This window comes from Klebsiella sp. GB_Kp056 (genome assembly GCF_040064755.1).
GTDB classification, from domain to species: Bacteria; Pseudomonadota; Gammaproteobacteria; order Enterobacterales; family Enterobacteriaceae; genus Klebsiella; species Klebsiella quasipneumoniae.
This window is the reverse complement of record NZ_JBEAJA010000029.1, coordinates 13,875-26,249: the sequence shown is the minus strand read 5'-3', so window position 1 is coordinate 26,249 and position 12,375 is coordinate 13,875. Positions and strand designations below refer to the sequence as shown.

Below are 12,375 nucleotides of genomic sequence, written 5' to 3'. Positions count from 1 at the left end.
ACGATGGTCTGCGTTTCGCAATCCGTGAAGGCGGTCGTACCGTTGGCGCGGGCGTTGTAGCTAAAGTTCTGGGCTAATTCGTTAGCTTTGAATAAAAAAGGGCGCTTCGGCGCCCTTTTTGCTGTCCGTCGTTCAGCGAAAAGGGCGGTGCTACTGGCGATTCATAACGTGCGCTGCGGCGGATAATGAGTAAATGGTCTATTGTAATCATAACTATTCTCATTTAATATTTGTGCATAAATTGAACGGGAGTTTATATGTACGTTTGTTTGTGCAATGGCGTCAGCGATAAAAAAATTCGCCAGGTTGTTCGCCAGTTTCAACCGCAATCTTTTCAGCAATTACGTAAGTTTGTTCCCGTTGGAAATCAATGCGGTAAGTGTGTTCGCGCGGCGCGGGAAGTTATGGAAGATGAATTAACCACCATGCCGGAATTCAAAGAAATCGCCTGAAGTCCACGCTTCTCTTTTGACATCCCTATAGGCCGGACTACGCTTCAATGAGTGGAAGCGGAGGGACTATATAATGAAAGGTGATGTCAAAATCATAAGTTATCTCAATAAATTATTGGGAAATGAGCTGGTCGCAATTAATCAGTACTTTCTCCATGCGAGAATGTTCAAAAACTGGGGCCTGATGCGCCTCAACGATATTGAGTACCACGAATCCATCGACGAAATGAAGCACGCCGATAAATACATCGAGCGTATTCTTTTTCTCGAAGGTATCCCGAATCTGCAGGATCTCGGCAAACTTGGCATCGGTGAAGATGTGGAAGAGATGCTGCAGTCCGATTTAAGACTGGAGCTGGAGGGGGCGCAAAACCTGCGCGAGGCGATCGCCTATGCCGACAGCGTCCATGACTACGTCAGCCGCGATATGATGATTGAGATCCTGGCGGATGAAGAAGGCCATATCGACTGGCTGGAAACCGAACTCGATCTGATCGGCAAAATCGGTCTGCAAAATTACCTGCAGTCGCAGATCAAAGTGTCAGACTAGCCAGCGTCTGACACCCGCACCAGAAACCCGCGGCCGCCAGAAATGGCCCAAACGGCAGCGGGTTGTTCCCCCTCCATTTACTGCTCCCGCCGTACCTGGCGTACAAACCTGATACTGCCCACACCGCGCAGGCGAGCAGCGATGCCACCAGTAGCAGCTGCGGCAGCAATCGCCAGCCATGCCAGGCGCCGAGGGCGGCGAGATATTTGATATCCCCATACCCCAATCCCTCATAGCCGCGGATCCCGCGATATAGCCAGTAAAGCGCAGCCAAACAGAGATAGCCGGCTATCGCCCCCCAGACGGCATCATGAAGCTGGTACGGCGCCAGACAGAGATAAAAAAGCAAACCACTCCACAGCAGGGGACAGGTGTAACGGTCGGGCAGCAGGCCGTGACGCAGGTCCTGGTGGCATAAGGCTAAGGTCAATCCGCTATAGCACAGCAAGAAGGGGAGGGCGGCGAGCATGGTTAACCCCGCAATCGTCAAAGAACATCGTCTCACTATGCTTATTGTCCCCGTTCAGTGCAAAAGGGACTTCCCTGGAATGGATGGCGCTATCCGCGTTAATTTGCCGCGTTGTCACCCGTTACCGTTCGCTAGCGCGAAGGTGCGCAAATCCTGGTGATGATTTTCTAAACAGCACTTGCGTAGCGCCAGAATTTGCGTATAATGCGCGGGCCTGTCAAAGTTGACGGCCGGTTCAATATGAACCCTGGTAATCGCAGTTGGGTTATCAAACAATGTCCCCAATCGGGGGGCTATGTAAGAACGGTTACACTCTCCCATCAATCGTAATGGGTATGAGGAGTAATCATTTCGTCTATAAAATAATTGGAGCTCTGGTCTCATGCAGAACCAAAGAATCCGTATCCGCCTGAAAGCGTTTGATCATCGTCTGATCGATCAATCAACCGCGGAAATCGTCGAGACTGCTAAGCGCACTGGTGCGCAAGTCCGTGGTCCGATCCCGCTGCCGACCCGCAAAGAGCGCTTTACCGTTCTGATCTCCCCGCACGTCAACAAAGACGCGCGTGACCAGTACGAAATTCGCACTCACAAGCGTCTGGTTGACATCGTTGAGCCAACTGAAAAAACCGTTGATGCTCTGATGCGTCTGGATCTGGCTGCCGGTGTAGACGTGCAGATCAGCCTGGGTTAATCAGGTCATCGAGCGATTGAGAGGTTGAAACAATGATTGGTTTAGTCGGTAAAAAAGTGGGCATGACCCGCATCTTCACTGAAGATGGCGTTTCTATCCCAGTAACCGTAATCGAAGTTGAAGCAAACCGTGTTACTCAGGTTAAAGACCTGGCTAACGATGGCTACCGCGCAATCCAGGTTACCACCGGTGCTAAAAAAGCTAACCGTGTAACCAAGCCGGAAGCGGGTCACTTCGCTAAAGCTGGCGTTGAAGCTGGCCGTGGTCTGTGGGAATTCCGTCTGGCTGACGGCGAAGAATTCACCGTAGGTCAGAACATTAGCGTTGAACTGTTTGCTGACGTTAAAAAAGTTGACGTAACCGGTACCTCTAAAGGTAAAGGTTTTGCTGGTACCGTTAAGCGCTGGAACTTCCGTACCCAGGACGCTACTCACGGTAACTCCTTGTCCCACCGCGTTCCGGGTTCTATCGGTCAGAACCAGACTCCGGGCAAAGTGTTCAAAGGCAAGAAAATGGCAGGTCAGCTGGGTAATGAGCGTGTAACCGTTCAGAGCCTGGACGTAGTACGTGTTGACGCTGAGCGCAACCTGCTGCTGGTTAAAGGTGCTGTCCCGGGTGCGACCGGTAGCGACCTGATCGTTAAACCAGCTGTGAAGGCGTGAGGAGATAGCAATGGAATTAGTATTGAAAGACGCGCAGAGCGCGCTGACTGTTTCCGAAACTACCTTCGGTCGTGATTTCAACGAAGCGCTGGTTCACCAGGTTGTTGTTGCTTATGCAGCTGGTGCGCGTCAGGGCACTCGTGCTCAGAAGACTCGTGCTGAAATCACTGGCTCCGGTAAAAAACCGTGGCGCCAGAAAGGTACCGGCCGTGCGCGTTCTGGTTCTATCAAGAGCCCGATCTGGCGTTCCGGTGGCGTGACCTTTGCTGCTCGTCCGCAGGACCACAGTCAAAAAGTTAACAAGAAGATGTACCGCGGCGCGCTGAAAAGCATCCTGTCCGAACTGGTACGTCAGGATCGTCTGATCGTTGTCGAGAAGTTCTCTGTTGAAGCGCCGAAAACTAAGCTGCTGGCACAGAAACTGAAAGACATGGCTCTGGAAGATGTGCTGATCATCACCGGTGAGCTGGACGAGAACCTGTTCCTGGCCGCACGTAACCTGCACAAGGTTGACGTACGTGATGCGAACGGTATCGACCCGGTTAGCCTGATCGCCTTCGACAAAGTCGTAATGACTGCTGATGCTGTTAAGCAAGTTGAGGAGATGCTGGCATGATTCGTGAAGAACGTCTGCTGAAGGTGCTGCGCGCACCGCACGTTTCTGAAAAAGCGTCTACTGCGATGGAAAAAACAAACACCATCGTTCTCAAAGTTGCTAAAGACGCGACCAAAGCAGAAATCAAAGCTGCTGTGCAGAAACTGTTTGAAGTCGAAGTCGAAGTCGTTAACACCCTGGTTGTTAAAGGGAAAGTTAAACGTCACGGACAGCGTATCGGTCGTCGTAGCGACTGGAAAAAAGCTTACGTCACCCTGAAAGAAGGCCAGAATCTGGACTTCGTTGGCGGCGCTGAGTAAGTCGGAGGAGTAATACAATGGCAGTTGTTAAATGTAAACCGACATCTCCGGGTCGTCGCCACGTCGTTAAAGTGGTTAACCCAGAGCTGCACAAGGGCAAACCTTTTGCTCCGTTGCTGGAAAAAAACAGCAAATCCGGTGGTCGTAACAACAATGGCCGTATCACCACCCGTCATATCGGTGGTGGCCACAAGCAGGCTTACCGTATTGTTGACTTCAAACGCAACAAAGATGGTATCCCGGCAGTTGTTGAACGTCTTGAGTACGATCCGAACCGCTCCGCGAACATCGCGCTGGTTCTGTACAAAGACGGCGAGCGCCGTTACATCCTGGCCCCGAAAGGCCTGAAAGCTGGCGACCAGATTCAGTCTGGCGTTGATGCTGCAATCAAAGCAGGCAACACCCTGCCGATGCGCAATATCCCGGTTGGTTCTACCGTTCATAACGTAGAAATGAAACCAGGTAAAGGCGGTCAGCTGGCTCGTTCCGCTGGTACTTACGTTCAGATCGTTGCTCGCGACGGTGCTTATGTCACCCTGCGTCTGCGTTCTGGTGAAATGCGTAAAGTCGAAGCAGACTGCCGCGCTACTCTGGGCGAAGTTGGCAATGCTGAGCATATGCTGCGCGTTCTGGGTAAAGCAGGTGCTGCACGCTGGCGTGGTGTTCGTCCTACCGTTCGCGGTACTGCGATGAACCCAGTAGACCACCCACATGGTGGTGGTGAAGGTCGTAACTTTGGTAAGCACCCGGTATCCCCGTGGGGCCTGCAGACCAAAGGTAAGAAGACCCGCAGCAACAAGCGTACTGATAAATTCATCGTACGTCGCCGTAGCAAATAATTTTAGAGGATAAGCCATGCCACGTTCTCTCAAGAAAGGTCCTTTTATTGACCTGCACTTGCTGAAGAAGGTAGAGAAAGCGGTGGAAAGCGGAGACAAGAAGCCCCTGCGCACTTGGTCCCGTCGTTCAACGATCTTTCCTAACATGATCGGTTTGACCATCGCTGTCCATAATGGTCGTCAGCACGTTCCAGTATTTGTTTCCGATGAAATGGTCGGTCACAAACTGGGTGAATTCGCACCGACTCGTACTTATCGCGGCCACGCTGCTGATAAAAAAGCGAAGAAGAAATAAGGTAGGAGGAAGAGATGGAAACTTTAGCTCAACATCGCCATGCTCGTTCTTCTGCTCAGAAGGTTCGCCTTGTAGCTGACCTGATTCGCGGTAAGAAAGTGTCGCAGGCCCTGGATATTCTGACCTACACCAACAAAAAAGCTGCTGTACTGGTCAAGAAGGTACTGGAATCTGCCATTGCTAACGCTGAACACAACGATGGCGCTGACATTGATGATCTGAAAGTTGCGAAAATTTTCGTAGACGAAGGCCCGAGCATGAAGCGCATTATGCCGCGTGCTAAAGGTCGTGCAGATCGCATCCTGAAGCGCACCAGCCACATCACTGTGGTTGTGTCCGATCGCTGAGACTCTGGAGACTAGCAATGGGTCAGAAAGTACATCCTAATGGTATTCGCCTGGGTATTGTCAAACCATGGAACTCTACCTGGTTCGCGAACACCAAAGAATTCGCTGACAACCTGGACAGCGATTTTAAAGTACGTCAGTTCCTGACTAAAGAACTGGCTAAAGCGTCTGTATCTCGCATCGTTATCGAGCGTCCGGCTAAGAGCATCCGTGTGACCATTCACACCGCTCGCCCGGGTATCGTTATCGGTAAGAAAGGCGAAGACGTAGAAAAACTGCGCAAGGTCGTAGCGGATATCGCTGGCGTACCTGCACAGATCAATATCGCCGAAGTTCGTAAACCTGAACTGGACGCAAAACTGGTTGCTGACAGCATCACTTCTCAGCTGGAACGTCGCGTTATGTTCCGTCGTGCGATGAAGCGTGCTGTACAGAACGCAATGCGTCTGGGCGCTAAAGGTATCAAAGTTGAAGTTAGCGGCCGTCTGGGCGGCGCGGAAATCGCACGTACCGAATGGTACCGTGAAGGTCGCGTACCGCTGCACACTCTGCGTGCTGACATCGACTACAACACCTCTGAAGCGCACACCACTTACGGTGTAATCGGCGTTAAGGTATGGATCTTCAAAGGTGAGATCCTGGGTGGTATGGCTGCTGTTGAACAACCGGAACCGGCTGCTCAACCTAAAAAGCAGCAGCGTAAAGGCCGTAAATAAGGAGCGTCGCTGATGTTACAACCAAAGCGTACAAAATTCCGTAAAGTGCACAAAGGCCGCAACCGTGGTCTGGCGCAGGGTACGGATGTTAGCTTCGGCACTTTCGGTCTGAAAGCTGTTGGCCGTGGTCGTCTGACTGCACGTCAGATCGAAGCAGCACGTCGTGCTATGACCCGTGCAGTTAAGCGTCAAGGTAAGATCTGGATCCGTGTATTCCCGGACAAACCGATCACCGAGAAGCCGCTGGAAGTTCGTATGGGTAAAGGTAAAGGTAACGTGGAGTACTGGGTTGCCTTGATTCAGCCGGGTAAAGTCCTGTATGAAATGGACGGTGTACCGGAAGAGCTGGCCCGTGAAGCATTCGGCCTGGCAGCAGCGAAACTGCCGATCAAAACCACCTTTGTAACTAAGACGGTGATGTAATGAAAGCAAAAGAGCTGCGTGAAAAAAGCGTTGAAGAGCTGAACGCTGAGCTGCTGAACCTGCTGCGTGAGCAGTTCAACCTGCGCATGCAGGCTGCAAGTGGCCAGCTGCAACAGACTCATCTGCTGAAGCAAGTGCGTCGTGATGTTGCACGCGTTAAGACTTTACTGACTCAGAAGGCGGGTGCGTAATGACCGATAAAATCCGTACTCTGCAAGGTCGCGTAGTTAGCGACAAAATGGAGAAATCCATTGTTGTTGCTATCGAACGTATGGTGAAACACCCGGTTTACGGCAAATTCATCAAACGTACGACCAAACTGCACGTACATGACGAGAACAACGAATGCGGTATCGGCGACAAGGTTGAAATCCGCGAGTGCCGTCCGCTGTCCAAGACTAAGTCCTGGACGCTGGTTCGCGTTGTAGAGAAAGCGGTTCTGTAATAGAGTACGCATTCTCGATACGGATAAACGGCTCAGCGATGAGCCGTTTATTTTTTCTACCCATATCTGGTTTGTGGTGTTATAATGCCGCGCCCTCGATATGGGGCTTTTTAACGACCCTAATTTTCGGGTCTCAGTAGTAGTTGACATTAGCGGAGCACTAAAATGATCCAAGAACAGACTATGCTGAACGTCGCCGACAACTCCGGTGCACGTCGCGTAATGTGTATCAAGGTTCTGGGTGGCTCGCACCGTCGCTACGCAGGCGTAGGCGACATCATCAAGATCACCATCAAAGAAGCAATTCCGCGTGGTAAGGTCAAAAAAGGTGATGTGCTGAAGGCGGTAGTGGTGCGCACCAAGAAGGGTGTTCGTCGCCCGGACGGTTCTGTCATTCGCTTCGATGGTAATGCATGCGTTATTCTGAACAATAACAGCGAGCAGCCTATCGGTACGCGTATTTTTGGGCCGGTAACTCGTGAACTTCGTACCGAGAAGTTCATGAAAATTATCTCTCTGGCACCAGAAGTACTCTAAGGAGCGAATCATGGCAGCGAAAATCCGTCGTGATGACGAAGTTATCGTGTTAACCGGTAAAGATAAAGGTAAGCGCGGTAAAGTTAAGAATGTCCTGTCTTCCGGCAAGGTCATTGTTGAAGGTATCAACCTGGTTAAGAAACACCAGAAGCCGGTTCCGGCTCTGAACCAACCAGGCGGCATCGTTGAAAAAGAAGCTGCAATTCAGGTTTCTAACGTTGCAATCTTCAATGCGGCAACCGGCAAGGCTGACCGTGTAGGCTTTAGATTCGAAGACGGCAAAAAAGTCCGTTTCTTCAAGTCTAACAGCGAAACTATCAAGTAATTTGGAGTAGTACGATGGCGAAACTGCATGATTACTACAAAGACGAAGTAGTTAAGAAACTCATGACTGAGTTTAACTACAATTCTGTCATGCAAGTCCCTCGGGTCGAGAAGATCACCCTGAACATGGGTGTTGGTGAAGCGATCGCTGACAAGAAACTGCTGGATAACGCAGCAGCTGACCTGGCAGCAATCTCCGGTCAAAAACCGCTGATCACCAAAGCACGCAAATCAGTTGCAGGCTTCAAAATCCGTCAGGGCTATCCGATCGGCTGTAAAGTAACTCTGCGTGGCGAACGCATGTGGGAGTTCTTTGAGCGCCTGATCACTATTGCTGTACCGCGTATTCGTGACTTCCGCGGCCTGTCCGCTAAGTCTTTCGACGGTCGTGGCAACTACAGCATGGGTGTCCGTGAGCAGATCATCTTCCCAGAAATCGACTACGATAAAGTCGACCGCGTTCGTGGTTTGGATATTACCATTACCACTACTGCGAAATCTGACGAAGAAGGCCGTGCTCTGCTGGCTGCCTTTGACTTCCCGTTCCGCAAGTAAGGTAGGGTTACTTAATGGCTAAGCAATCAATGAAAGCACGCGAAGTAAAGCGCGTGGCTTTAGCTGATAAATTCTTCGCTAAACGCGCTGAACTGAAAGCTATCATCTCTGATGTGAACGCAACCGACGAAGATCGTTGGAATGCCGTTCTCAAGCTGCAGACTCTGCCGCGTGATTCCAGCCCGTCTCGTCAGCGTAACCGCTGCCGTCAAACAGGTCGTCCGCATGGTTTCCTGCGGAAGTTCGGGTTGAGCCGTATTAAGGTCCGTGAAGCCGCTATGCGCGGTGAAATCCCGGGTCTGAAAAAGGCTAGCTGGTAATTGTCACCAATTGAATCACGGGAGTAAAGACAGATGAGCATGCAAGATCCGATCGCGGATATGCTGACCCGTATCCGTAACGGTCAGGCCGCGAACAAAGCTGCGGTCACCATGCCTTCCTCCAAGCTGAAAGTGGCAATCGCCAACGTGCTGAAGGAAGAAGGTTTTATCGAAGATTTTAAAGTTGAAGGCGACACCAAGCCGGAACTGGAACTGACTCTTAAGTATTTCCAGGGTAAAGCTGTTGTAGAAAGCATTCAGCGTGTCAGCCGCCCAGGTCTGCGCATCTATAAGAAAAAAGATGAGCTGCCGAAAGTTATGGCCGGTCTGGGTATCGCAGTTGTTTCTACCTCTAAAGGTGTTATGACTGATCGTGCAGCGCGCCAGGCTGGTCTTGGTGGCGAAATTATCTGCTACGTAGCCTAATCGGAGGAAAAAATGTCTCGTGTTGCTAAAGCACCGGTCGTTGTTCCTGCCGGCGTTGATGTAAAAATCAACGGTCAGGTTATTACGATCAAAGGTAAAAACGGCGAGCTGACTCGTACTCTCAACGATGCTGTTGAAGTTAAACATGCAGATAATGCACTGACCTTCGGTCCGCGTGATGGTTACGCAGACGGTTGGGCTCAGGCTGGTACCGCGCGTGCCCTGCTGAACTCAATGGTTATCGGTGTTACCGAAGGCTTCACTAAGAAGCTGCAGCTGGTTGGTGTAGGTTATCGTGCAGCGGTCAAAGGGAATGTAGTAAACCTGGCTTTAGGTTTCTCTCACCCGGTTGATCATCAGCTGCCTGCGGGTATCACTGCAGAATGTCCGACTCAGACTGAAATCGTGCTGAAAGGCGCTGATAAGCAGGTGATCGGCCAGGTTGCAGCAGATCTGCGCGCCTACCGTCGTCCTGAGCCTTACAAAGGCAAGGGTGTTCGTTACGCCGACGAAGTCGTGCGTACCAAAGAGGCTAAGAAGAAGTAAGGTAACACTATGGATAAGAAATCTGCTCGTATCCGTCGTGCGACCCGCGCACGCCGCAAGCTCCAGGAGCTGGGCGCAACTCGCCTGGTGGTACATCGTACCCCGCGTCACATTTACGCACAGGTAATTGCACCGAATGGTTCTGAAGTTCTGGTAGCTGCTTCTACTGTAGAAAAAGCTATCGCTGAACAACTGAAGTACACCGGTAACAAAGACGCTGCTGCAGCTGTGGGTAAAGCTGTCGCTGAACGCGCTCTGGAAAAAGGCATCAAAGATGTTTCCTTTGACCGTTCCGGGTTCCAATATCATGGTCGTGTCCAGGCACTGGCAGATGCTGCCCGTGAAGCTGGCCTTCAGTTCTAAGGTAGAGGTGTAAGATGGCTCACATCGAAAAACAAGCTGGCGAACTGCAGGAAAAGCTGATCGCGGTAAACCGCGTATCTAAAACCGTTAAAGGTGGTCGTATTTTCTCCTTCACAGCTCTGACTGTAGTTGGCGATGGTAACGGTCGCGTTGGTTTTGGTTACGGTAAAGCGCGTGAAGTTCCAGCAGCGATCCAGAAAGCGATGGAAAAAGCCCGTCGCAATATGATTAACGTCGCGCTGAACCACGGCACCCTGCAGCACCCGGTTAAGGGTACTCACACGGGTTCTCGTGTATTCATGCAGCCGGCTTCCGAAGGTACCGGTATCATCGCCGGTGGTGCAATGCGCGCCGTTCTGGAAGTCGCTGGGGTTCGTAACGTTCTGGCTAAAGCGTATGGTTCCACTAACCCGATTAACGTGGTTCGTGCAACTATCGACGGTCTGGAAAACATGAAGTCCCCGGATATGGTCGCTGCCAAGCGTGGTAAATCCGTTGAAGAAATTCTGGGGAAATAAACCATGGCAAAGACTATTAAAATTACTCAAACCCGCAGTGCAATCGGTCGTCTGCCGAAACACAAGGCAACGCTGCTTGGCCTGGGTCTGCGTCGTATTGGTCACACCGTAGAGCGCGAGGATACTCCTGCTGTTCGTGGTATGGTCAACGCGGTTTCCTTCATGGTTAAAGTTGAGGAGTAAGAGATGCGTTTAAATACTCTGTCTCCGGCCGAAGGCTCCAAAAAGGCGGGTAAACGCCTGGGTCGTGGTATCGGTTCTGGCCTCGGTAAAACCGGTGGTCGTGGTCACAAAGGTCAGAAATCTCGTTCTGGCGGTGGCGTACGTCGCGGTTTCGAGGGTGGTCAGATGCCTCTGTACCGTCGTCTGCCGAAATTCGGCTTCACTTCTCGTAAAGCGATGATCACCGCAGAGATCCGTCTCTCCGATCTGGCTCACGTAGAAGGCGATGTAGTAGACCTGAACGCGCTGAAAGCGGCTAACATTATCGGTGTCCAGATCGAGTTCGCGAAAGTGATCCTGTCTGGTGAGGTAACTCGTCCGGTAACTGTTCGTGGCCTGCGTGTGACTAAAGGTGCTCGTGCTGCTATCGAAGCTGCTGGCGGTAAAATTGAGGAATAAGTAGCAGATGGCTAAACAACCGGGATTAGATTTTCAAAGTGCCAAAGGTGGCCTTGGCGAACTGAAACGCAGACTTCTGTTTGTGGTCGGTGCGCTGATAGTGTTCCGTATTGGCTCTTTTATTCCGATCCCTGGTATTGATGCCGCTGTACTTGCCAAACTGCTTGAGCAACAGCGAGGCACCATCATTGAAATGTTCAACATGTTCTCTGGTGGTGCTCTCAGCCGTGCTTCTATCTTTGCATTGGGGATTATGCCGTATATCTCGGCATCAATCATCGTGCAGCTGCTGACGGTGGTTTATCAACCGCTGGCGGAACTGAAGAAAGAAGGGGAGTCTGGTCGTCGTAAGATCAGCCAGTACACCCGCTACGGTACTCTGGTGCTGGCGATATTCCAGTCGATCGGTATTGCTACCGGTCTGCCGAATATGCCTGGTATGCAGGGCCTGGTGATTAATCCAGGCTTTGCATTCTATTTCACTGCTGTTGTTAGTCTGGTCACAGGGACTATGTTCCTGATGTGGCTCGGCGAACAGATCACTGAACGCGGTATCGGTAACGGTATCTCGATCATTATCTTCGCCGGTATCGTTGCGGGACTCCCGCCGGCCATCGCCCATACTATCGAGCAAGCGCGTCAAGGCGACCTGCACTTCCTCCTGTTGCTGTTGGTTGCAGTATTAGTATTTGCAGTGACCTTCTTTGTTGTATTCGTTGAACGTGGGCAACGCCGCATTGTGGTAAACTACGCGAAACGTCAACAGGGTCGTCGTGTCTATGCTGCACAGAGCACACATTTACCGCTGAAAGTGAATATGGCGGGGGTAATCCCGGCAATCTTCGCTTCCAGTATTATACTGTTCCCGGCAACCATCACGTCATGGTTCGGGGGTGGTACTGGTTGGAACTGGCTGACAACAATTTCGCTGTATTTGCAGCCTGGGCAACCGCTTTATGTGTTACTCTATGCGTCTGCAATCATCTTCTTCTGTTTCTTCTACACGGCGTTGGTTTTCAACCCGCGTGAAACAGCAGATAACCTGAAGAAGTCCGGTGCATTTGTACCAGGAATTCGTCCGGGAGAGCAAACGGCGAAGTATATCGATAAAGTGATGACTCGCCTGACTCTGGTTGGTGCGTTGTACATTACTTTTATCTGCCTGATCCCGGAGTTCATGCGTGACGCGATGAAAGTGCCGTTCTACTTCGGTGGGACCTCGCTGCTTATCGTTGTTGTCGTGATTATGGACTTTATGGCTCAAGTGCAAACTCTGATGATGTCCAGTCAGTATGAGTCTGCATTGAAGAAGGCGAACCTGAAAGGCTACGGCCGCTAAAACTGGTCGCCCGAGAAGT

26 protein-coding genes are annotated in these 12,375 nt (G+C 51.2%); 25 read left to right on the top strand and 1 reads right to left on the bottom strand.

Going from position 1 to position 12,375, the window contains the following annotated elements:
• From ABLV52_RS02140 to bfr, 3 genes are all read left to right on the top strand, one after another.
• The coding region (locus ABLV52_RS02140) for an elongation factor Tu (protein ID WP_072077167.1) at positions 1-77 on the top strand (77 nt) is incomplete at its 5' end.
• Positions 78-257: 180 nt separating this feature from the next.
• Positions 258-452 carry a bacterioferritin-associated ferredoxin gene (gene bfd, locus ABLV52_RS02135; protein ID WP_004152415.1) on the top strand — a complete coding sequence of 65 codons (195 nt, stop codon included), beginning with the start codon at positions 258-260 and terminating at the stop codon, positions 450-452.
• A gap of 73 nt (positions 453-525) precedes the next feature.
• On the top strand, positions 526-1,002 hold the full coding sequence (gene bfr / locus ABLV52_RS02130; protein ID WP_004206792.1) for a bacterioferritin: 477 nt from the start codon (positions 526-528) through the stop codon (positions 1,000-1,002).
• Here bfr and ABLV52_RS02125 read toward each other — a convergent pair.
• Positions 986-1,471: an A24 family peptidase gene (locus ABLV52_RS02125; protein WP_072414163.1), complete on the bottom strand. Its 486-nt coding sequence runs from the start codon at positions 1,469-1,471 to the stop codon at positions 986-988. The genes bfr and ABLV52_RS02125 overlap by 17 nt on opposite strands.
• A 382-nt stretch (positions 1,472-1,853) precedes the next feature.
• Here ABLV52_RS02125 and rpsJ point away from each other — a divergent pair, with 382 nt between their 5' ends.
• The 22 genes from rpsJ (at position 1,854) to secY (ending at position 12,356) form a co-directional block, all read left to right on the top strand.
• Positions 1,854-2,165, top strand: coding sequence for a 30S ribosomal protein S10 (gene rpsJ / locus ABLV52_RS02120; protein WP_001181005.1), 312 nt, complete (start codon positions 1,854-1,856; stop codon positions 2,163-2,165).
• Between the two features lie 32 nt (positions 2,166-2,197).
• Entirely contained in the window at positions 2,198-2,827 is a 630-nt protein-coding gene (rplC, locus tag ABLV52_RS02115) for a 50S ribosomal protein L3 (protein ID WP_002919796.1), read from the top strand.
• 10 nt (positions 2,828-2,837) lie between these two features.
• Entirely contained in the window at positions 2,838-3,443 is a 606-nt protein-coding gene (gene rplD, locus ABLV52_RS02110; protein ID WP_002919794.1) for a 50S ribosomal protein L4, read from the top strand.
• A complete protein-coding gene (gene rplW, locus ABLV52_RS02105) occupies positions 3,440-3,742 on the top strand; it encodes a 50S ribosomal protein L23 (RefSeq protein ID WP_000617546.1) in 303 nt (100 codons plus the stop codon). The genes rplD and rplW overlap by 4 nt, the downstream gene beginning before the upstream one ends.
• A gap of 17 nt (positions 3,743-3,759) precedes the next feature.
• Positions 3,760-4,581, top strand: coding sequence for a 50S ribosomal protein L2 (gene rplB / locus ABLV52_RS02100; RefSeq protein WP_002919786.1), 822 nt, complete (start codon positions 3,760-3,762; stop codon positions 4,579-4,581).
• A 16-nt stretch (positions 4,582-4,597) separates the two neighbouring features.
• Entirely contained in the window at positions 4,598-4,876 is a 279-nt protein-coding gene (gene rpsS, locus ABLV52_RS02095) for a 30S ribosomal protein S19 (protein WP_001138115.1), read from the top strand.
• A 14-nt stretch (positions 4,877-4,890) separates the two neighbouring features.
• Entirely contained in the window at positions 4,891-5,223 is a 333-nt protein-coding gene (gene rplV, locus ABLV52_RS02090; RefSeq protein ID WP_002919773.1) for a 50S ribosomal protein L22, read from the top strand.
• A gap of 17 nt (positions 5,224-5,240) precedes the next feature.
• Positions 5,241-5,939 (top strand): 30S ribosomal protein S3, encoded by a 699-nt coding sequence (rpsC, locus tag ABLV52_RS02085; protein ID WP_002919766.1) that lies wholly within the window; start codon positions 5,241-5,243, stop codon positions 5,937-5,939.
• A gap of 12 nt (positions 5,940-5,951) precedes the next feature.
• On the top strand, positions 5,952-6,362 hold the full coding sequence (gene rplP / locus ABLV52_RS02080; protein ID WP_002919759.1) for a 50S ribosomal protein L16: 411 nt from the start codon (positions 5,952-5,954) through the stop codon (positions 6,360-6,362).
• Positions 6,362-6,553: a 50S ribosomal protein L29 gene (gene rpmC / locus ABLV52_RS02075; protein WP_002919754.1), complete on the top strand. Its 192-nt coding sequence runs from the start codon at positions 6,362-6,364 to the stop codon at positions 6,551-6,553. The genes rplP and rpmC overlap by 1 nt, the downstream gene beginning before the upstream one ends.
• A complete protein-coding gene (gene rpsQ / locus ABLV52_RS02070) occupies positions 6,553-6,807 on the top strand; it encodes a 30S ribosomal protein S17 (protein WP_002919751.1) in 255 nt (84 codons plus the stop codon). Before rpmC ends, rpsQ begins: the two co-directional genes overlap by 1 nt.
• A gap of 165 nt (positions 6,808-6,972) precedes the next feature.
• Positions 6,973-7,344 carry a 50S ribosomal protein L14 gene (gene rplN / locus ABLV52_RS02065; protein ID WP_002919748.1) on the top strand — a complete coding sequence of 124 codons (372 nt, stop codon included), beginning with the start codon at positions 6,973-6,975 and terminating at the stop codon, positions 7,342-7,344.
• A gap of 10 nt (positions 7,345-7,354) precedes the next feature.
• Entirely contained in the window at positions 7,355-7,669 is a 315-nt protein-coding gene (gene rplX / locus ABLV52_RS02060) for a 50S ribosomal protein L24 (RefSeq protein ID WP_000729185.1), read from the top strand.
• A 14-nt stretch (positions 7,670-7,683) separates the two neighbouring features.
• On the top strand, positions 7,684-8,223 hold the full coding sequence (rplE, locus tag ABLV52_RS02055; protein WP_001096200.1) for a 50S ribosomal protein L5: 540 nt from the start codon (positions 7,684-7,686) through the stop codon (positions 8,221-8,223).
• 14 nt (positions 8,224-8,237) lie between these two features.
• Complete coding sequence (gene rpsN, locus ABLV52_RS02050; protein WP_002919667.1) at positions 8,238-8,543, top strand: 30S ribosomal protein S14; 306 nt, start codon at positions 8,238-8,240, stop codon at positions 8,541-8,543.
• A 33-nt stretch (positions 8,544-8,576) separates the two neighbouring features.
• Positions 8,577-8,969, top strand: a complete 393-nt coding sequence (gene rpsH / locus ABLV52_RS02045; protein ID WP_002919665.1) for a 30S ribosomal protein S8 — start codon at positions 8,577-8,579, stop codon at positions 8,967-8,969.
• Positions 8,970-8,981: 12 nt separating this feature from the next.
• A complete protein-coding gene (gene rplF, locus ABLV52_RS02040; RefSeq protein WP_002919662.1) occupies positions 8,982-9,515 on the top strand; it encodes a 50S ribosomal protein L6 in 534 nt (177 codons plus the stop codon).
• 9 nt (positions 9,516-9,524) lie between these two features.
• Complete coding sequence (rplR, locus tag ABLV52_RS02035; RefSeq protein ID WP_000358960.1) at positions 9,525-9,878, top strand: 50S ribosomal protein L18; 354 nt, start codon at positions 9,525-9,527, stop codon at positions 9,876-9,878.
• A gap of 14 nt (positions 9,879-9,892) precedes the next feature.
• A complete protein-coding gene (gene rpsE / locus ABLV52_RS02030; protein WP_002919545.1) occupies positions 9,893-10,396 on the top strand; it encodes a 30S ribosomal protein S5 in 504 nt (167 codons plus the stop codon).
• Between the two features lie 3 nt (positions 10,397-10,399).
• A complete protein-coding gene (rpmD, locus tag ABLV52_RS02025; RefSeq protein WP_001140434.1) occupies positions 10,400-10,579 on the top strand; it encodes a 50S ribosomal protein L30 in 180 nt (59 codons plus the stop codon).
• Between the two features lie 3 nt (positions 10,580-10,582).
• Positions 10,583-11,017, top strand: a complete 435-nt coding sequence (rplO, locus tag ABLV52_RS02020) for a 50S ribosomal protein L15 (protein WP_002919516.1) — start codon at positions 10,583-10,585, stop codon at positions 11,015-11,017.
• A 7-nt stretch (positions 11,018-11,024) separates the two neighbouring features.
• Complete coding sequence (gene secY / locus ABLV52_RS02015) at positions 11,025-12,356, top strand: preprotein translocase subunit SecY (RefSeq protein WP_002919515.1); 1,332 nt, start codon at positions 11,025-11,027, stop codon at positions 12,354-12,356.
• The last annotated feature ends 19 nt before the right edge of the window (positions 12,357-12,375 follow it).